13 protein-coding genes are annotated in these 21,275 nt (G+C 40.9%); 2 read left to right on the top strand and 11 right to left on the bottom strand.

What is annotated here, in order from left to right; genetic code table 11:
* Positions 1-13 precede the first annotated feature (13 nt).
* Positions 14-2,989 carry a SusC/RagA family TonB-linked outer membrane protein gene (locus OC25_RS19145; protein ID WP_039479418.1) on the bottom strand — a complete coding sequence of 992 codons (2,976 nt, stop codon included), beginning with the start codon at positions 2,987-2,989 and terminating at the stop codon, positions 14-16.
* A gap of 433 nt (positions 2,990-3,422) precedes the next feature.
* Positions 3,423-4,436, bottom strand: coding sequence for a LacI family DNA-binding transcriptional regulator (locus OC25_RS19140; RefSeq protein WP_039479415.1), 1,014 nt, complete (start codon positions 4,434-4,436; stop codon positions 3,423-3,425).
* Between the two features lie 318 nt (positions 4,437-4,754).
* On the opposite strand from OC25_RS19140, the gene OC25_RS19135 reads away from it, so the two are divergent.
* Entirely contained in the window at positions 4,755-5,114 is a 360-nt protein-coding gene (locus OC25_RS19135; RefSeq protein WP_039479413.1) for a response regulator, read from the top strand.
* A gap of 119 nt (positions 5,115-5,233) precedes the next feature.
* On the opposite strand, the gene OC25_RS19130 is transcribed toward OC25_RS19135, so the two are convergent.
* On the bottom strand, positions 5,234-5,593 hold the full coding sequence (locus OC25_RS19130; protein WP_039479412.1) for a DUF6717 family protein: 360 nt from the start codon (positions 5,591-5,593) through the stop codon (positions 5,234-5,236).
* A gap of 66 nt (positions 5,594-5,659) precedes the next feature.
* Between OC25_RS19130 and dinB the strand changes: the two genes are divergently transcribed.
* The gene (gene dinB, locus OC25_RS19125; RefSeq protein ID WP_039479410.1) at positions 5,660-6,760 is read left to right on the top strand and encodes a DNA polymerase IV; all 1,101 of its coding nucleotides are present in this window, start codon (positions 5,660-5,662) and stop codon (positions 6,758-6,760) included.
* A 635-nt stretch (positions 6,761-7,395) separates the two neighbouring features.
* Here dinB and OC25_RS19120 read toward each other — a convergent pair.
* The 8 genes from OC25_RS19120 to OC25_RS19085 all read right to left on the bottom strand — a co-directional run bounded on the left by OC25_RS19120 (position 7,396) and on the right by OC25_RS19085 (position 21,261).
* Positions 7,396-9,870, bottom strand: a complete 2,475-nt coding sequence (locus tag OC25_RS19120; RefSeq protein ID WP_039479408.1) for a glutaminase family protein — start codon at positions 9,868-9,870, stop codon at positions 7,396-7,398.
* A 220-nt stretch (positions 9,871-10,090) separates the two neighbouring features.
* Positions 10,091-10,924, bottom strand: coding sequence for a PKD domain-containing protein (locus OC25_RS27030; protein ID WP_209435614.1), 834 nt, complete (start codon positions 10,922-10,924; stop codon positions 10,091-10,093).
* A 24-nt stretch (positions 10,925-10,948) separates the two neighbouring features.
* The gene (locus OC25_RS19110) at positions 10,949-12,391 is read right to left on the bottom strand and encodes a PA14 domain-containing protein (RefSeq protein ID WP_039479405.1); all 1,443 of its coding nucleotides are present in this window, start codon (positions 12,389-12,391) and stop codon (positions 10,949-10,951) included.
* A 31-nt stretch (positions 12,392-12,422) separates the two neighbouring features.
* Complete coding sequence (locus OC25_RS19105; protein WP_167335413.1) at positions 12,423-14,120, bottom strand: DUF4983 domain-containing protein; 1,698 nt, start codon at positions 14,118-14,120, stop codon at positions 12,423-12,425.
* Positions 14,121-14,148: 28 nt separating this feature from the next.
* Positions 14,149-15,768 carry a DUF5008 domain-containing protein gene (locus tag OC25_RS19100; RefSeq protein WP_039479399.1) on the bottom strand — a complete coding sequence of 540 codons (1,620 nt, stop codon included), beginning with the start codon at positions 15,766-15,768 and terminating at the stop codon, positions 14,149-14,151.
* A gap of 31 nt (positions 15,769-15,799) precedes the next feature.
* Positions 15,800-16,549, bottom strand: coding sequence for a hypothetical protein (locus tag OC25_RS19095; RefSeq protein ID WP_039479398.1), 750 nt, complete (start codon positions 16,547-16,549; stop codon positions 15,800-15,802).
* A 27-nt stretch (positions 16,550-16,576) separates the two neighbouring features.
* On the bottom strand, positions 16,577-18,100 hold the full coding sequence (locus tag OC25_RS19090; RefSeq protein ID WP_039479394.1) for a RagB/SusD family nutrient uptake outer membrane protein: 1,524 nt from the start codon (positions 18,098-18,100) through the stop codon (positions 16,577-16,579).
* A gap of 11 nt (positions 18,101-18,111) precedes the next feature.
* Positions 18,112-21,261, bottom strand: coding sequence for a SusC/RagA family TonB-linked outer membrane protein (locus tag OC25_RS19085; RefSeq protein WP_245222083.1), 3,150 nt, complete (start codon positions 21,259-21,261; stop codon positions 18,112-18,114).
* Positions 21,262-21,275: the final 14 nt, after the last annotated feature.

Genomic DNA, 21,275 nt, shown 5'->3' with positions numbered 1-21,275 from the left:
TTCTCTCTCTTTATTAAAAACCAACATTTAAACCTAACGTGTAAGTACGCGGACGTGGATACAGGTTGTAATCGATACCACTGCTTAACTCAGGATCAATTCCATTGTATTTTGTAACTGTGAAAACGTTCTGGCAGTTTGCCGAGATCCTTAACGTTGTATTTCCGTTTTTAGATAATTTTCCGGCATTGTAAGATATACCTGCATTATCCATTTTCAGGAACGAAGCATTTTTAACATAGTAATCGCTCAGGAACTGGTTGTTCTGGAAATTGGTAAATAAGAAATCGGTTGATGCGTTGTTGATTACACCCGATGGACTTAAGATGTTCGATCTGATACCAAAGTTTGAAGAAACGTTATCGTACACATAGTTGCCAAAATTTGCCCTAAGTGAAGTGGTAAAACTCCATTTTTTATAAGAAAAAGTAGTATTGAAACCCAGGGTAATATTTGGATCAGGAGCTTTGTAGAAATACTGATCGCTGGTATTGATTACACCATCTTTGTTCAAATCTTCATACACACCTTCCAATGGTTTGCCATCTGCATTATATACCTGTTTGTATACATAAAATGATCCCGGAATCTGGTTAACTGCATTGTATTTTAAGGTTACACCGGTACCACCGGTAATATCACCAGCGCCCACTTTCGAAGCCGGATCAGGGTTAAGCGTTAGGTTGGTTACCTTTCTTTTGTTATAGGCAACATTTACACCTAAATCCCAGCTGGTATTTTCGGTTTTAATAGCTGCGAAATTTAAGCTGGCCTCAGCACCTCTCACATCCATATTACCCACATTGGTGGTTAATTCGTTGTTGAAGTTGGTACCAACCGGAATATTGATTTTGCTTAACAGATCAGAAGTTTTTTTGTAGTACACATCGATACTTCCGTACAAACGGCCTTTCATAAAACCATAATCCAAACCTGCATTGTAAGTGGTTGTAGTTTCCCATTTCAAATCAGGATCGTAAGCTGCCGGTGTGTAATAATTGTAGAAAGTATTACCAATCTGATACTGACCAGTGTTACTGTTAGCGTAATATTTAGACAAATAATCGTAATAACCGATACCATCTTTATTACCAGTTTGTCCGTAGCTTAAACGCAATTTCAGGTCAGATACCGATTCGCTGTTTTTCAGGAAGTTTTCGTTCGAAATTCTCCAGGTAAAAGCTGCCGAAGGGAAATAACCCCAACGGTTTTTCTCTGAGAATTTAGAAGAAGCATCGGCCCTTAAAGTACCAGATAAGATGTATTTATCGGCCAAAGTATAAATAAACCTGCCATAGTACGAAAGCAATTTATCGCGATCGGTAGAGAAAGGGAAAACCGGGTTTACCAATACCTCACCTGTTCCTTTGTATGATGGGAAATTATAACCGGTTTTAGAATTGTCGTAATAACCGTAACCGGCAGTTACATCGAAACGGCTTTTAATACTGGCCGCAGTATGGGCATAATTTAAATAAAACTCAGAAAGTTTATTGGTTTCTGTGTTTAAAGAGCGGGTGTAAGAACCCTGGGTAGCCACACTTTGTGCCGCAAAAATCGGAACACGTACTGAACCATAACCTTTAGAAATATCGTAACCTAAATTTAAGTTGGCATGTAACTCAGGTAAAAAGTGGAAAGAATAATCGAAACGTGCATTTCCAAAGCTTCTTTCTGCTTTACCATTGTTATCGTTAAGCCTGATTAAAGCTACCGGGTTGCGCGGTGCATTCGGGTTTACCGAACCATCGCTTCTTAACCATTCGAAATAGTTACCAAAATTATTGTTGGCAGTTACCGATTGCGTTGGATCGAATTGAATAGCCGAACCTACAGCACCCGAATTGGCAAAATGCGATTCGGTTAAAGCACCTTTCAGGTTCAGATCGATTTTTAAGTGATCCTGGAATAATTTTGGCGAAATGCTGATAGCACCTGTTCCACGCGAAAAATGATCGGTTAATAAAAGTCCTTGCTGATCTAAATAACCTGCCGAAACACGGTAAGGTACGCCTTTAAACGAACCGGCAATACTTAAGCTGTTATCGGTTGAGAAAGCATTCTGATAAATTTCATCCTGCCAGTCGGTATTTGAACCGCCTAGTAAAGCAGTAAATTTCTTACCATCATCATAAGAAGCATTTGGGTTGGCATTTACAAAACTGCGGATTTGATCGGATGATAAAATATCTACTTTTTTAGCTACCGTAGCGATAGAGTTGTTGGTACTGAAATTAATTACCGGAGCACCAGAAGCACCTTTTTTAGTGGTAATTAAAATTACCCCGTTTGATGCTCGCGAACCATAAATGGCCGTTGCATTGGCATCTTTTAAAACGGTAAAAGTTTCAATATCATTCGGGTTTACCAATGATAACGGGCTTGGCGCATTGCCAATTGAGTTACCGCTAAATGGCACTCCATCAATTACCACCAAAGGATCGTTACTGGCATTAAGCGATGCACCGCCACGGATACGGATGGTGCTACCCACACCTGGCTGACCACTGTTGGAAACAATGTTAACCCCGGCTACTTTACCCTGAATCAATTGCTCAGGAGTAGTAATGGTACCTTTTTGAAAATCTTTAGCATTTACCGTAGTGATAGATCCCGTAAGGTTTTTCTTTTCGGCTGTACCGTAACCAATTACCACCACTTCGTTAAGTTTTTGTGCATCGGGCACCAATTGAAAATCGACAGTAGCATTTGCCGAAACGCTAACTGTTTTATCGAGGGTTTGATAACCGATAAAACTAGCCGATAGGGTTACCGAACCATTCGATAATCCTGCCAGTTTAAAAACGCCATTTGCGTCTGTTGCTGTACTTCTGGTTGTTCCCTTAATAACTACGGAAGCACCAGGTAATGGCAAGCCGGTTTCATCAAGCACCTTTCCAGACACCGATCCGGTTTGTGCTTTTACCATTAATGCTGAAAAAACTAACAGCACCAAAAGCCCCTGTTTTAACAGGTAAAATACTCTCATATTTGAAGCTCGTTTAAGTATAAAAATTTGGTTAAATATTATAGTGATTTACACATAGGACTAATTTACAGCCCATAACGACATTTCAAAATTTATTTAAAAAATATATTTCGGGCTGTTTTTCGGTTGATAATTTTCGGTCATAAAAATCGTTTTTCGACGTAACTAAAAGTCACGTTAAATAATTGTTAAATTATTAATTACCTAAAAATCAATTAATTAAAAATGTTAAATTCAAAAATAAAGTGTATTTTTTACACTAAGCCATTTTTAGCTTATTTTTCGGGAACGTTCCCGAAAAATAAGGATCATTTTAAAGTCAATTTTCGGGAACGTTCCCGAAAACGAGTCGAAATTCTGCGTATTTTACACTAAGTGCCGAAAATTTTTGAAATTTTTAAGCTAAAAAATGAGCTGATTTTTGAGCTGTTTTTTAGCCTTTTGAAGTCGAATTCCGGGCGATAATTTTTGAACTTAAAACTACCTCATTCGGGGTGTTTTTATCTGCATTATTATCTAAAATGGAGAACAGTAATCGGGCCGACTCTTCCCCTATTTCTGTTGCCGGTTGAGTGATGGTGGTAAGTGAAGGATTTAGCAATGGCGCAATCTCGAGACTAGAGAAACTGATCACTTTTAAATCAGTCGGAATATTGATTTTTAAATCGTAACAGGCATAGTAAGTAGCAAAGGCCAAACGTTCTACCGAAGTAAAAACACCATCGGGCTTTAATTCGGTCAAAGCCTCTTTAATGATCACACTATTTTCTTCATAGCTGTTGCTGCAATCTACAATCAAATGCTCATCAAATGGCACCTCATGTTTGGTCAACGCATCGATATAGCCCTGCATACGGGTTTTACCGATAGATAGACTTTTGTTCACCACCAGGTAGGCAATGCGCTTACACCCCTGCTCTATCAAGTGCTCAGTAGCCAGAAAACTACTGTTGTAATCGTTCGTAATTACCCGTGGGGTTTCAATATCTTCATAAATCCTGTCGAAAAATACCAGAGGCAAACGTTTTGCGCCAAATTTATTCAGGTAATTATGATCGTTGGCCTCGCCCGATACCGACATGATAATGCCATCGGCCCTGCCGTTGTGCAAGTGACGGATAAAATTAACCTCTTTTTTATATTCATCATCTGTTACATAGATGAGGATATGATAACCGTTTTCACGCGCTACCCGCTCTATACCATGTATGGCCTGCGAGAAATAGTTGTTGGCCAGCTCGGGCACGATAACCGCAATGGTTTTACTTTTTTGCTCGCGCAAATTGCTGGCGTAATGATTAGGCTGATAGTTTAATTCTTTTGCTTTGGCTAATATGCGTTCTTTGGTAGCCACATTAATGTCGCTATTATCCCTGAACGCCCTCGAAATTGTTGAAGTAGATAAATTTAAAGCCTCCGCTAACTTCTTAATATTAATACTATCCATTTGGCCACTAAATTCAATTAACCTGAATTAATGCTGTAAATATAAAGTATAAAAATCCTAAATAATTTATACGCGGTGCAAAATTATCTGTTTAGCCCGGCTAAAAAATTAACAGATGCAACAAAAGCTTTATTAAAACTGATCGGATTTACTGGTTTTTTCAATAAATTATATCATTTTTAGAGCCTCAAAACCGACAAATAAATATTTATATTTTTAAAACAAAAAACAGATTTTAGCTATTAATAATAAAAGGTTAATGCTCATGTTTGCTTTTAAAAATGCAAAACAGGAACTGAATGGATATAAAACTACAAAATGAGAAATAAGAAAATACTCATTGCAGACGATGACGAAGGCATTGTTGACGCTGTGACGATGATTTTGGAGGTGATGGGCTATGAGGTTGACTATACTTATGACGGCGGGGCGGTAATAGATGCGGTGAAAAATAAACCAGATTTAATTATGCTCGATATCTGGATGAGCGGTTACGACGGTAGAGATATTTGCAAGCAGCTTAAAAATGATCCGCAATACCGCGAAATTCCGATTCTGATGATTTCTGCCAGCAGGGATATCAGACAATCGGCTATGGATGCCGGTGCCAACGATTTTATGGAAAAACCATTCGAAATGGATTCGCTACTTAATAAGGTTGATCATCTTTTAAACTAAGTTTTTACTCATTACTTTACCATATAAGGCAATTGAGGGCATTTAAATATTCATTGACTTTAATAAGCGCTATTATTCTTAATATCCTTCATTTCTTAATGATAAATGTTTGGGTCTTTTCAATCAAAACTTATCTCTTTAAAATAGATCCGCTCGGGCAATTGTTTAAATACAAATTCGGTAACATGGCAGAGCCAAAGCCTGTGGTTTTTAACTTCGCCCCTAAAGTTTTCTAAAATATAATCGCCTCCACCACCCAGGTTTTCTTCGCGAATATAAACCAGTTCTAAAATCTCTGCCTGTTCAAAATGTTGGTCGGCCAGCAAAAGGTTACATTCATTGGCCGATGCGGCTATCCAGTTTAATAAATCATCGGCCCCTTCTACCATTTGCAGCTCATCTAAAGCCCCTGCCCATTCAGGAATATCAGCATACCATTCGTGTTTGGCATTCTTATAAAAGCGGATCGATCTTTCCATATTTTGTAAAGAAAAAAATTCTATCTCAATAATGCTAAAAAAAATAGCGAAATTTATTTCATCCCAATGTCTGAAGAAACTACCATAACGTTAAGAAAGATTATCCATATCGATATGGATGCTTTTTATGCGTCGGTAGAGCAGCGCGATTTTCCGGAATACCGCGGAAAACCGCTTGTGGTTGGTGGCAAACCCGACAGCCGCGGGGTCGTATCAACGGCAAGTTATGAAGCCCGGCAATATGGAATCCGCTCCGCCATGTCGTCCAGTAAAGCCTATCAGTTATGTCCGACGGCTATTTTTGTGTATCCCCGGTTTGATGCTTATACTGCGGCTTCGAAAGCCATTCGGGAAATATTTAGCCGCTATACTGATTTAATTGAGCCCTTATCTTTAGATGAAGCTTATCTGGATGTTACTGAAGATAAACTGGGTATTGGATCGGCTATAGATATTGCCCAATCCATTAAAGATGCCATTAAAAATGAGCTAAACCTAACGGCCTCTGCAGGGGTATCAACAAATAAATTTGTAGCCAAAGTCGCATCTGATATGAATAAACCCGATGGTTTAACTTTTATCGGGCCATCGAAAATTAAAGCCTTTATGGAAAAGCTGCCGGTCGAAAAATTCTTTGGTGTGGGTAAAGTAACTGCCGCTAAAATGAAAGCTATGCAGCTTAATACCGGGGCAGACCTGAAAAAATTAACTGAAGCACAGCTTATTGCCCAGTTCGGTAAATCGGGTATGTTTTATTACAAAATTGTACGTGGCATAGATGAGCGACCGGTGAGGGCAAACCGCGAGGCGAAATCGGTTGGTGCAGAAGATACCTTGCCTGAAGATACCAATGATGATGTGGTAATGCACGATCTGCTGAAACAGATTAGTGAAACGGTAAGTAAGCGTTTGGAAAAATACCAGCTGAGTGGCAAAACGATTACTTTGAAAATAAAATTTGCCGATTTTAAACTGATTACGCGGAGCAGATCGTTCCTTACCCCGATCCATCAGGCAGAAGTAATGTACAAAGAAGCCATAAAATTGCTTGAAGAAGCCGAATTGGGGGCGTCGAAGGTAAGATTACTGGGTATTACTTTATCGCGCTTTTATGATGGCCCTGATATCGAAAAAAGGGAGAATAACCAGCTGGAATTTGAGTTTTGATTCTCTATTAACAGCGATAAAATCGCTGATCCCATTCATCCTCGTTACAAACGAGGACGATATAGCGTTAATTACGCTCATGCTCGTTTCTAACGAGCGTGTAAATAGCTATTCGTTTGCAACGAATAAATGCGACAAAGTTGCAGTGTTAAAACGCACGCGTTAATAAACGCGCGCAAGCTAAGTTTCTATAAACAGCGATAAAATCGCTGATCACATTCATCCCCATTACAAACGAGGACGATATAGCGTTAATTACGCTCACACTCGTTTCTAACGAGCGTGTAAATAGCTATTCGTTTGCAACGAATTAAAACGCGACAGGAGTCGCAGTGTTAAAACGCACGCGTTAATAAACGCGCGCAAGCTAAGTTTCTATAAACAGCGATAAAATCGCTGATCACATTCATCCCCATTACAAACGAGGACGATATAGCGTTAATTACGCTCACGCTCGTTTCTAACGAGCGTGTAAATAGCTATTCGTTTGCAACGAATTAAAACGCGACAGGAGTCGCTGAGCTAAACATGTACGCGTTAATAAACGCGCGCAGGCTGGAGCGAGCTAAAATAAAAAAGGCCCTGCACTGATGCAGGACCTTCGATTGTTAATTTAAAGGGTAATAAATTAAATCTTATTTGGCTTTTAGTTTATCGGCAAGCATTTTCATGTAAAAACCACCCACAACACTACGCGCTTTAAAATTATCGCGGATACCGGTGTTCGAATCATAAAAATCGTTTAACGGTACTCTCGATTCTGTTTCGATAGCGTGTTTGTAAACAGGATGTACCAAAGCCTCAAACTCCTCGCGCGTTGGCGCAAATGTAGCTGTCCACAAAATCCAGTCGTTTTTAGTGTAGGCTTTTCTGCTATCTAACGGAATTCCGTACCTGTTTTGTTTAGTCAGGTAATATTTGGTTTCGGTATCATAAATTTTCTGAGGGAAGAGGTTTAAGTCCAGAACCTTATCCCATACCAGGTTGTATTTCTGGCTCCAGGTATTTTTATTGTCAAAGGTTAAAGCATAGTGATCGCCTGCATCGGCCATTTCCATCCATTTGGGTACCATGCTTTCGGCAATCTCGCGGTATTTTTTAGCAACATCGCTATAACCTAAAGTTTGTGCCATTTGCGCATAGCAGGCAATCCCTACAATAGCTTTAACCGATAAGTTGGCGTTACGCGCCAGGTGACCGGCAAAATCATCGGTACACAATTGTGTTTTTGGATCTAAACCTTCTTTGGTTAAATAATCAACCCAGGTGGTTAATGTTTTCCAGTGGGCTTTGGCGTAATCGGCATTGCCTTGTGCCTTAGCAATGGCTGCAGTTAAAATAATCATGTTGCCCGATTCTTCAACCGGCATAGGCTCGCCATAAGTTTGGCCATTTGCCAAAGGATAAGTACCTAAATCGTGTGCTGCCCATGGGTGCGGGTATTTTCCGCTTTCGCTGAAATAAAAAATACCGTTCAGCATACCTTGCAGCAATTGTGGGTTATAAATTAAATATAGCGGCGCTGATGGATAGGTAACATCAACGGTATTGATAAAACCACCGCTATTGTTTTCTTTTGATAGCCATAAAAGTTCGCCATGCTGACTTTTTACCAAGGTGTGTGCAGCAATGCTTTGACGGTAAGCTAAAACACATAAATCGGCATATTCTTTTCCACCCGATTTTAAGGCATCGGCATACACCGATTTGTTAAATGCTTCGCATTTGGCTATAACGGTTTTGTACTCGTTAGCCGCAGCAGTTAACTGTCCTTCGATGGTTTCTTTACCAGAAGTATTCCACCAGGGCCTTAAATTCTGGTTAAAGTATTGTACCGAATAAATTTCATCGTAAGCCAACTCAACATATTTTTCTACAGCTGCTTTGCCTACTGCACCAAATGGAATAATCGTATTTAGGGCCAGCATTTTGCCTTGTTTAGCTGTTGAAGCAGCATTTCCGTTTCTGAAAGCATCGGCAGCATCTTTTTCGGCAGTTACAAATTGAATAGCGTTGCTGTTTTTTGGTGCAGCGACATAAAAATAACCCCAGTCAATGCGCATGTCATCACTTGCTTTTTGTAAGACAGGTTGCTCTACGGTACCGGCTTTTAAAATTGATAATTTCGGCGTGCTGTATTTACTGGTAGTTACCTCTTGCGAAGGACGATAAACGGCAATATTGGTCGAAGCACTTAAATAAGCCTTAACCTGGTGCGTTTTGCCATCGTTTGCTTTAACCTGATAGGAAACATAAGAAACCGGACGTGCAAACAAACCTAAATCGTTCATTAACAATGGCGAAGTAAAGGTCAATTTTAAATCTACTTTGCCACAGGTAAAGTTGTAAATAGTTTGCGTAGCATTAATATCGACACTTTTTTGCTTGGCCATTTGTACTTTTTCGGCATTGTCTTTTAATTTATCAACCAGGCCAAAATCGAGGTAACGACCACCAGCCGTGTTAATTAAATGAATGGCAATTACATTCGAACCTGCTTTTAATGCGTTTTTATCGCTATTGCTTAAAGCCACATACTGGAAGGTATTTGTCCAGCCTTCTTTGGTATAAATTTTCTTGCCATTCAAGAAAACCTCAATATTATCGTCGTGGTTTATTTTTAAAAACAACTCGTTTATTGATTTCGGGTTGGCCACATTAAATGTTCTGCGCACCCAAATATCGTGCGATTTCCATAAGGTTTTAACGGTTTTAGCATCGTCGCCAATAGGAGCAGCACCGGTCTGCCAGCTAGCTGCATTATAATTTTCAGCTTTCCAATCGCCTTGTGGTTCGGTTTCGGTATAATTTACCTGAAAGCCCTTTTCGTCAGAAGCGGGTACAATGGTTTTGTAATTGGTAGCCTCTTTGCCTAAAAAGCGGTAAATATTGCCATCCACATTGATGAGCCCTAAAAGCGAATGCTCGGCACCTGTCCAGTGCTGGGTAGACGATTCGTTTAATTTATCGGTGTTAGACCAGATGCTGAAATAAGTATTGTGCGTAATTAAGGGATAGGCTGGTGCCTTTCGATCCTGCGCTTTGAGCAAACCACCTGCAAACATGCAGCCGAGTAAGCCTAAAAATGTTAAAGTTTTGGTTTTGTTCATAATCTGTGTGTGTATTTTGAAATTTATATTCTGGTTAGAAACAGCTTAGTTAAACGTTTTACTAAAGTATAAAATATAATTTAAATAGAAGAGAGATTTTGCACTTTAATTGTCAGTTAGACAATTAAATTTAATCGCTAAACCTCAGAAAAATCTGCTCAAAAAAAATACATGAAGTTTTTAGGCCTCATGTATCTTCAAATGGTGTGGAGAGAGTATTCTATGGTTGTTTTTTATTGATTGTCCATTCGGCCAGCTGAAAGATACGGCTACCCCTGTTCGACTTGATGTAGAGCCTGTAGAATTTATAGGCAATATAGTTATCGAAGTGGAAAAGCTTGGTTTGTTTCCGGCTCGCACCTTCGTTGGTATTCTCCCATGGGCACACCGTTACGGTATGCAAATCGGTGAACTGAATACCATCTAATGATCCCTGTAAAATCCAGTATCTCGGATCACGGTCGGCAGCATCGTTACCCGATGTCATGGTATAAGCACCCACCACCTGCGGTGTATTAAGCTCGAAAGTACAACGCTGTGTACCATCAAAACCTGCCTGTAAAAACTTGGTATTGATATCCTGATCGACCAGTTTACTAGACCCTTCGGCAGAATTGGGGCCCGCACCAGCCTCGAGGTTAACCGAAAATTTACCACCAATGGTTTTCATGTAGTTTTCGCCGTATTTGGTTGGATCGAAATTAGGGTCAACTACTTTCAGGTTGATCTCTTTTGTAGCGGAATAGCCTTGTCCGTTACGGATCGTTAAAATTACCCTGTAAGTACCCGGAAAGCGGTATACATGTTTGGGTGAAACTTCAACCGAAGTGCTGTCATCACCAAACTGCCACAGTAGCGTTTTATAATTTTTCGGATCGGCCGTAAACTGCACCTCCTGGTATTTTGCAGGATCTGGTATTTTATAATCGAAAGCTACCAATGGTTTAGGCTCTTCTACTACGGGAACAGCTTCCTCGGTATCGTTATTTTTGCATTTTACCGTTAACACAACGATAAGCAGTAAGAGCGCACAGATGTTGAATAATCTTTTCATGTTACTTTTCATATCTATTTATGTTTATGGGGTTGGGAATAACTGTGTTCTTGGAATGGCACGTTTACCTGTTATACCTGCTGATGGCACTTCATATTCGAGATAAGCCTGTTGTCCGCCCACGTTTTCGCGGTGGTGCGCTTCAATTCTGTATTTAATACCACGCTCTAAACGAATAGTGGCTTTTCTTTCTGGTTTATCCCACTGTGTGGTGTAATCGTCGATAATGGCTTTACCATTAATGTATAACCGCGATCCATCATCCCAGCGGGTTTGATAGAAAATATAATCGCCTCTTACCGGTGCAAGAAATTCTCCGCTCCATTTCGAGGCAAAATTATCCCTGCTTAAAGATACTCCGGCGGTATTTTTAACATTATCCGGCCATCCATCACCCGAGAACTCGATTGTACCATCGATACGGGTAGCAAAAGGTTCACGTCCATCATCTGGCGCCAGTTGGGTATTGGTATAGTATTTCGCAATTAAACCGGTACCATTACCAATAATCGGCGAGTTGTTATCGAGGTTTACGCTTGGATCTACCACCACAATAACCTTACCCTTTGTAGGGTGAATAACATGGTTAGTATTATCGCTAAGGCTGAGCGCAAAAGCAAATTTTTTATTGGCCACGATGTTGGCATCGAAAACTGGCCATGGAATAGATAACCTCACTGTTGCACTGCTTGCCCCGGTGTTAAACCTCACCAAAGTATCGAGTGTAAAATCTTTAGCAGCCAGGTGAATGGCATTTGTAAGTGTACCTGCCGAAAGTAAGGTGGCAATGGTATCGACATTATCTTTAATCTTTACATTAAAGGCTGTTGTAGGCGCATTATCTAAACTGATAATTAAAGGAATGGTAACCCCTGCCGGCCCAACCTGATAATTTGGCCCCTGCACAACAGTGTAAGTGCCTCCTCCCTGAAAAGTAAGGTAATGAATATCACTTTGTTTTAATAAATCGGAAGTATTGATAATAACCAGAATTGTAGATTTACCGCTGGCAATTTTGTTGCCTTTGCCCGGCGCCGATAGCTTTAAGGCAAAAACTACTTTCTTACCCAGATAGCGTTCGAGTACCGATCTGCGCACAATGGCTATACCTTCGGCATTATCGGTACCGTAAGTTACATTAATTACATTCGGGTATTCTACAGCTGCCGATGGCATGAGTACGGCGTTGGTTAAACCTCCGTTATTAATTAACTGGGTAACGGTATCGTTATTTAAGGTTAAACCTACCTGAAAAGCTTCTTCGGCCATACCCGAAAGGGATATTTTGAAGGGCACTTTTACAAACTGGTTATCCATGGTTACATTGCCTACCACAATCCCTTCGCCTGTAATGCTTTTACCAGCCGGATCAGGCAGTTTCAAATCTTCTATTTGCGATTCTTTGCATGAATAGGCACCAACAATGATGGTTAAACCTATTAACAGGGTGTATATAATTTTTTTCATTTTTGATATTTTTAAATGATCAGCAATTATTTTATTGATCTAACCAAACTCTTCCATCAAGCGCCCAGGTTTGTTTGTTGGCTATTTTTAACCAGTTAATTACCTGCACCGGTATATCAGCTGTTTGTGGCACCAATACCGCCAAGGTACTGGCAGAAGGCGGGCAGATTAAATCGTTGAAGTTCTCCCAAACGTATGCCCCCTGCAACTTGAAATCGCGCGCCTGTGATGAAAGATCGATCATTTTATCGCCGTTTCCATCAGTGGCAGGCCAGTAACCAACTAAATAGTTATAAGCCGGATGGCTTTGATCAATGGCGGTTTCGCAGGCATATTGCTGAATTACCCCATCAGGTACGCTTAACTTAAAGAAACGGATATCGGTTACGTATACATCGGGCTCTCCGTGTCCCTGGCCATTTAAATAACCCAGTTTAAGCGCATTTGAATTGGCCAATGAACCTGAAGCTGTAATTTCTACCTCGTTGTTAAAAGTACCATTGGTGTAGGTACGGATAAACCGCTGACTGCCGCGCTGCTCTAATTTTACTGAAAGATTTTCCCAGCGGCCCTGAATAAGATCGCCGCCTCTGCACTGCTTATAATCGCCATCTTTGGTACCCCTCCACTCAAAATACCAGTAACGGTCTTCGAGATAGATTACCCAGCCCACACTTGGGTGCCCGCTCGACCATTCGTTTCGTTTACCCAAAATGCTTGGCCAGAAAAACTGTTCTTTATTCTTCTTCACCTTAAGCTCAATGGTCATTTTGGTGGTATCGTCTATATTGTAAACGCTGGCATCGGTTGCCGCAATTTCAGCTCTGATATCCTGTCCAACCAGTTTTACAGTTTTACCCAGGTACCGGTTACCGGTAAATGGCTTTACCAATATCCTTTTCTGATAGCTTGCACTGCAATAGATTACAAATGCGTTATTGGCCGTTTTACTAAAAATAGTTTGATCGTCGGCATTTGGTGGGAGTGTAAATGCACCTCCATCACTCGAGGCAATTACCACCAGCCAATCTTCGTTTGCATAGTTTTTGCGTTTTTTTAAAGCAGCCATAATCTCTCCTACTCCACCATCAAATTTCTCGATGGCCGCTTTATAGGCAGGAAATGAATTATCGTAACCAGAAGCTATACCGGCTTTATCTACATCGGTAAAATGCCCCACCACTACCGAAGCAGTATCGGTATTGAGCTGGTTAATTACCGCAGCTTTTACCTGATCATCTCCCGCTACCAGATCGCTGATATCGGCACCGGCGGTTAAACTCTTAAACACTGCCGATGAGGTATAAGCAGCAATTTTAGTTTGCGGCCTGCTTTCTTTAATCCGCTTAAAAATGATGGGATAATTTTGCAGGTTATTATTGGTTAACGCATCGTCGTTTACCAGACTTTTGGATTTCTTTACCCCGGTTAGCATGTTTGCCCAATTGCTGGCATTCTGTGTAGCTTCCGGCTCGTTTAAAGCCACCCAACTGTAGATTGAAGTGGGTAGTAGGGCGGTAATATTTGGAATATTGGCCGCTGCAACCGATTGTCCCCTTGCACCATCAACAATCAGGTACAAAACTTTGCGGCTACCATACCTCACCTTGGTGGTATCGGTACCATCTTTAGTACCAAGTGTTCTATCGAAATCTTTGTTACAAGAAAATATGGCCGTTGTAATTATTGTGGCCATCAGCCCAATCAATAATTTATATTTTTTCATCATGCTCATCTTAATTTATATTTAACTGGGCTTATTCTATTGTTACTCTTACAATGTTATTGTACGGCAGGTTATCGAAGCGGTAAAAACCACCAATCAGTAACAAGGCTTTTTTACCATCGGCAGATTTGGTTTCAATTACATCCGACAGGTTTCCGGAGAATGGACCGGTTGCATTATATCCTGGCGCCAGTAAACCTGCAGGTGTAAGCACCATAAAACCATTACGGGTTACATTATTGTATTTTTTAAAGCCACCGCCTACTACAATCAGGCCATTGGTAATTTGACGGGCAAAAGCCGGATAGCCACCTTCGAACGAACGTGCGTTGAACGATTCGTCTAAGCTTCCGTCTTCGTTAATCAAAGCCATGCCATTGGCAGGTTTGCCATTGTAACGGGTAAAGGTTCCGGTAATTAAATACTTATGTGTTGTGGCATTATAGGTAAGTGAACTGATGTAATTATCTACCCCGCTGCCAGGGTTAAAGCTTTGATCAACCGTTCCGTTGGCTGCCAACCTTAATATACGGCCGGCAGGTTGCCCATCGAAGGTGCTGAAACTACCAAAAACCATCAATTTTTCGAGATTGGCTGCATCGGTATGCATGTAGGTATCAATTGGTCCGTTGGCGCTTACCTTACCCTTGTTTGTTCCGGTATCGAAACGGAAGGTCTTATCTAAAGAGCCATCGAGGTTAAACCTCAATATCTGGCGGATTTCGGTACTATCCAGAATCACGGTATCGCGTGTAAAATCGTAATTATCTTTATCGTAAGTACGTTTTACATAGTACCTGAAATTACCTGTAGCCAATATTTTGCCCTGGTGCGGATAAATTCTGTTGATGAATTCGTTGGTACCCCCGTTAAATTTCGGGAACCATTTTTGGGTAACTGTATCGGTTAAAGTTGGTTTCTTTTTGGTTTGTATTTTAATGGTATCAATAGCACCGTTAGGGTACAAACTGGTAATATTGCTGATATTTTCGGTACGCTGACTGTAGCCGCTAAAACCACCTGCGATGATAAACCTGCCACCAATTTCGATTACTCTCGATAAAGAACCGTTTGCACCTCTACCCGTGCGGAAAGTACGGTCGTAATCGCCATCTAACGATGTTCTGGCAATGCGGTTAATGTTGGTAACAATCCCTTTGTTATCGTAGTTGTTAAAGCTGCCAATTACCAGCGCACGGCCATCCTGCATTTCGTAAAACTGGCTTACATAACCATTGGTACCTGCAGTTGCTTTCCAGGTAATGTCGTTTTTGATAATGCCTGTTACGGTAAACTGGGGGCCGAGGATTAACTGATCGCCAATGGCAATTGAAGTGATGCCTGTACTGCCGGCCTCAGGAACTTTAACGGTAATCTCACTTGCAGTTACACTTAATACCTGTGCTTTTTCACCGTTAAACATAAAGCTTAACTGATCTTTATAGGGTAAAAGTCCGGTAGCTTTAACAGTTACCGTTGTACCTACAATACCTTCGGCAGGTACCGGAAGTAAAGTCTGACTTATGCCTATACCCAAAGCTGCCTTTCCATCGGCATAGGGATCGCTACCCAATTCTTCTTCTTTTTTACACCCCTGAATAACTAGGGAGCAAAGAAAAAATACGATTAGCATGTATTTTATTTTTTTCATGTTTTGTTCTTTTAAAATGATAACAGGCTAATTATTTGTTAGTTGGTGTTAAACCGGTATTGTATACATCGTTAAAAAACTCGTAGAGGCTAAAGCCGAGATAAGAACCCTGGTAGCGCAAACTGTGCACCATACCGTTGGTAGGTTTGATATCTGATGATGCTACATAGCTGATGTACCAATTGTCGTTCGGTTTTGAAATATCAGGTATGTATGAAAACACCAACTGCCTGTAACCAATGTACTTAATCCCGTTGGCACTGTTATAAACCACTCCAATGTTCGATACATCATTGTTGTAATCGTAATGAAGGGCACCCGGATAAATGCTTTTTAAATCCATATCTATCTGCGGATAATCTTTTAATGCATTTACTCCTTTAAACATGTAGCGCTGCAGGTATTTGCGCCAAATTTGCGGACTAATCTGATCAAGCGTTTTTACGGTATCCTTTCCGGCTTCGTAAAGCATTTGGTTTAAGGAAAGTAACCTTGGATTTTTATTCCTGTCGTTGGTATGGATATCGCCGATGGTCCTTTTAATTACATCATCGTCGAAAGCAAAAAACGTAAAATCTTCTTTGCTAAACTGATCTTCCATACTGGCCAGCTTAACAATTTGCGCTACGGTATCGAAGGGAACTTTTTTATCTTTCAGGTATTGCAGCATACTGCCCTGGTAATTGGGATTGGCCCTGCCGCCATCTATATAATATTCGTCACGTTTACAAGCGTTTAACAAGAGTAAAAGTGCCGCACCTATCATCATTAGCTTTTTCATATCTTCTTCTTAATCTTTTAAATCAAATTAATTACCGCCATTAACCCAGTACTCGTTCAGTACCATAAAGGGGTTGTTATTTAAAGCACTTGAGTTTATTGGCCAGGTCCAGGCGCCACGGCTAAATTTATCGGCTGTAAGTACGTTGTAGGACCACTGGTTGCTTAAAATTCTTTTGGTACGTACGAGATCGAAATAATGGTGACCTTCGCCAATCAGCTCTCTCGATCTTTCGTAAAAGATAAAATCTTTAAGGGCTGAGCCACCACCGCCAACATATTTAGAAGCCTGCGCACGGTCTCTAACCATATTTAACAATTTGATAGATTCTGTATCTTCGCCCAAATCGGCCAGTGCTTCGGCTGCAAGCAATATTTCGCCACCATACCTAAAAACCATAAAGGTGTTATCGGGGTTGGCATCTTCCTCGCCTGTAGAGAAGGAGTTCTGTGCAAACTTCAGCATCATGAATTTTCCGTTATCGGCAAAAATATCTTCGTTAAACCAGCTGGTAATCCGCTTGTCGCTACCATCCTGAAAAAGTTTTTGCATGTACTCTCCACGGTAGTAAGCAAAACTTACGCGGTGGGTGTACTCTGGTCTTTTGTACGGATAGTGCAAAAACATATCTGCAATCGGGGCAATATTTGCATTTGCATCGCCATAGTTAATACTACGATAAAACTCAAATAAGCTTTCATCCGAACGGCCTTTTACCACGGTTGCCCACTCATTAATTGGCAACAGGCGGTAGGCGTTGCTCGCAATCAGTTCTTTACCTAAATCGGCTGTTTCCTGGTAGTATTTCTGGGCATTGTTGGGATCGAAACCTGCGTTCCACATGTTCATTTCCATCATCAATGCTACAATACTGCCTCTGCTGGCGCGTACACCTTTTAAAGAAGGGTCGGTGTATGTCCAGGCGATATTATTTTTATGTGTTTTTAAATCGGCGATGCATTTATTCAACACCGAAACAAAGTTTTCTCTGGGCTGGGCGGCAGAGTGAAAGGCATCGGTATAATACACCACGTTGCCATATAAACGCACCATGGTGAAATAGCTTAACGAGCGGATAAATGCTGCTTCGGCCTTGAAAGAATTTTTCTCAGTTTCTGATACACCCGGAATGCCTTCATCCAATTTGGCAATTAAGATATTTGCCCCCTGAATGGCTTGATAATAGGCAGTCCAATCGGTAATGCGGCCAAAGTTGTAGAAATCCCATGGGCGACCGCCGGAAATTAAAAATAAGAGGTTGTTTTTACCTAAAATCTCTACAAACTCGCGGGCTGGTGCTAAATCAGACTGACTTTCGTACAATACTTCGCCCGAGCGATACTCGCCAGTGGCACCAACAAAGTGTGTTTCGTTGTACTTGCCAAAAACAATACGCGATAAATTGTAAATGTTGGCCACTACATCTTCTTTCGACTGGAAGAAATTGTTTCCGGTTAATTTATCGAGCGGCTGTACATCTAAAAACTTTTTACAGGAAGGCAGACAGAAGGTCGCCGCTATAATTATAGTATAAATGATAACTTTTTTCATAATAATATTGATTAGTTGCCTGTATTAAGTTCTAAGTTTAAACCAAGGTTATAAGTACGCGGTACAGGGTATCCGTTTGAAATATCGCGACCTAATGTGGTTACGTTCTCGGGGTTAGGACCACTGTATTTAGAAAAGGTAACCAGGTTGTTGGTAGAAGCGTAAATACGCAATTGGTTAAGACCGAACCTTCTGATCCACTTTTTATCGAACATATAAGAAAGGGTTACGTTACTCACTTTCAAATAGCTTCCGCTTTCCTGCCAAAGGGTTTGATCGGCACGCAAAGGCTGAATCTGATCGAAACGGGCATAATCATAAGGGTAAGGATATTTAGCTACATCGCCCGGTGCTCTCCAGATATCCAGATCGTTTAATGGCACTACCGAGGTTTGCGAGAAAGGGTTACGCATAATGGCAATTCTATCTGCAAGGGCATTGTTTAAGATGGTTCTGTCGGCAGTGTAAGTTGCATACACGTTTAAACCCCAGTTTTTATACCTGATATTGGCCGATAAACCACCTGTAACCAAAGGTTGTGAGTTACCGGTAATTTCGTAATCGCGGTTATCTAAAATATAATCGCCGTTTACATCTTTAATAATCGGATCGCCACCTAAGAAAAACTGGCCATTGCTCTGATACCTTTTTCCGGTAACCGGATCTACCGGCACATCTGCATCGGTACGGTAAACGCCCTGGTTAATTCTTAAATAGTTAGACAGGGTGTTTCTACCCACACGGAAAACGTTGTGTTGTAAGTAACCCGAACCATCGAACCTGATATACTGGCCATTATATTCGGCCGGAAGTTTTAACAATACATCGCGGTTTAAGGCTCCGTTTACCGATACCGAAATATCAAGATCTTTGCTTACTACAGGCCTGAAAGTCACCATCAACTCGCTACCGTAATTGGCAATACCCAAATCGTTACTGGCCAGCTTACCAAAGCCTGTAGTATTCGATAAAAACCTATCAAAAAGTAGGTTATCAACCTTTTTGTAATAGGTATCGAAGTTTAGCGATAACCTGTCGTTAAACAAACCTAAATCGAAACCCAGGTTATATTGGGTAGTGGTAGTTGGTTTAAGGTTCGGATTCGGAACCAAATCGTAATTGATACCAATAGTAGGATTGTTGTTAAAATTGCCATTGAGGTTATAAATACCGTAAATACTTTGCAGGTTGCCGGTAGGTACAATGTTTTGACCCCAGGTTAACCTTAAACTACCGTACGATAGCCATTTTAAATCGGTTAACCAGTTTTCTCTGTTAAAGTTCCACCTTAAACCTACTGATGGGTTTTTAGAATAAGGGTTCTCCAATCCGCTTGATGAAGTACCATCCAAACGGTATGAAAACTCTGCCACATATTTTTTATCGTAATCGTAAGAAAGCGATCCGGCAAATGATGCAATGGTTGCATTTCTGTAATTGCTTAATACACCACCACCTCTTGAGTTATAGGCATCGTAACCTGTTGGGCCCTGTAGCTGATCGTTAGGTAATCTTTCCTGACGGGTAATACCAGCCTGTGCACCTTGCTTATAAATCTCGTTAAAAGTGTTTACAAAAATATTGTGTTTTTCGCCAAAGGTTTTGGCATAGGTAATACCATTACGGTTGTATAACTGAAAGTTTCTGCCCACGTAATCGTATAGTTTGGCATACTGGCCATTGGCAGCCGCCGGTGTAAAGGTAGATTCGGTATCGGAAGTATAATCGTAACTTAAGGTAGAAGAAGCGGCCAAACCAGGTATAAATTCATAACGTGCTTCTACGTTGGTGCGTAAGTTCCGTGAGTTGTTATCGTTTAAGGTTTGCAAAGCCGATAATACACCGCCCGAAGCCTGATAGAAAGAAGGTGGAGGTAATAAGGTAGACGCCTGCCCATTAGCCGCAACACCCGATTGCAATAAACCAACACCATTACCTTTATTTTGCTTACCTACCGAACCATTAATGAAACCAAAGAACCTGAATTTCTCGTTTGGTTTAAACTCCATGTTCATGTTCAGGTTATAGCGATCGTAACCTGTATTTTTAATTACCCCTTTTTCGGTATAGTAACCTACGTTGGCTTTATAATTAAAAGTAGGATCGCCGCCATCTAAGGCCAAATTATGACTCTGGTTGTAAGTGGTTTGGTAAAATACGCTCTGCCAGTCGGTAGAATTATTCCAATAGGCATTTAAACTATCGGCCAGAAAAGGTGTGTTTGAAATGTTACGGATATCGTTTACGTTTTGTGCGTTAAGGATAATCTGCTGGATTTTTAGCGAACGCTCCGAATTTCCGCCCAAAGTTTCGCGTAATTTTGGTGGTGTATTAACGAAAGCGTTGGTTACGTATCTGATGCGTGGCACTTTAGAGTTACCTCTTTTGGTGGTGATGATAATTACACCGTAAGCACCGCGCGAGCCATACATTGAAGTAGCCTGGGCATCTTTCAGGATCTGGATATTCTCGATATCTTCCTGAGGGATTAATGAAAGCGGACTAACTCCGGGTCCCTGGCTCTGAAAGCCAAACTCGGCTGCTTTATCAGCATCCAATGGCACACCATCAATAATGTACAGAGGCGATGTAGGTTGCAGAAACGATTCGTTACCGCTACCCGAAATACTTAAGCTCGAAAGACCACGCACCTGTACAGACCCCCTGAAACCAGGTGCACCGGTATTGTTCTGGATGTTTAAACCCGGAACTTTACCTTGTAAAAGCTGCTCGACGTTTGATACCGGAATATCCTGAACTTCTTTGGCCTGGATTAAAGTGGCCGAACCGGTAGTGGTTTCTTTGGTTCTTTTTTGGTAAGCCACAATAATTACCTCATCAAGCGCCTTGCGGTCTTCGCTAATGGTTACGGTAATATTAGTTGCGCCGGTTATTTTGGTTTTTGTGGTATTAAAACCTAAAAATTTAAATACAAGCGTTCCGCCAACCGGCACATTTACCGTAAACTGGCCTTTGCCGTTGGTTTGGGTTAAACCTTTGTTTGTTGCTTCTAAAATTACAGAAACCCCGGGTACCCCCTGCTTGGTCTCTTTATCCACCACGGTACCATTCACAATAATATTTTTTTCTTGCGAATAAGCACTTGTGCCTAACATTATGCATACGATGAGTAATGCATAAAAAAGTATATTTCTTCTCATAATATTAGCTTTAA

Origin of the sequence: Pedobacter kyungheensis, from assembly GCF_000812965.1 — a bacterium.
GTDB lineage: Bacteria > Bacteroidota > Bacteroidia > Sphingobacteriales > Sphingobacteriaceae > Pedobacter > Pedobacter kyungheensis.
Note: the sequence above shows the minus strand (reverse complement) of the source record. Positions and strands in the feature narration are given on the sequence as shown.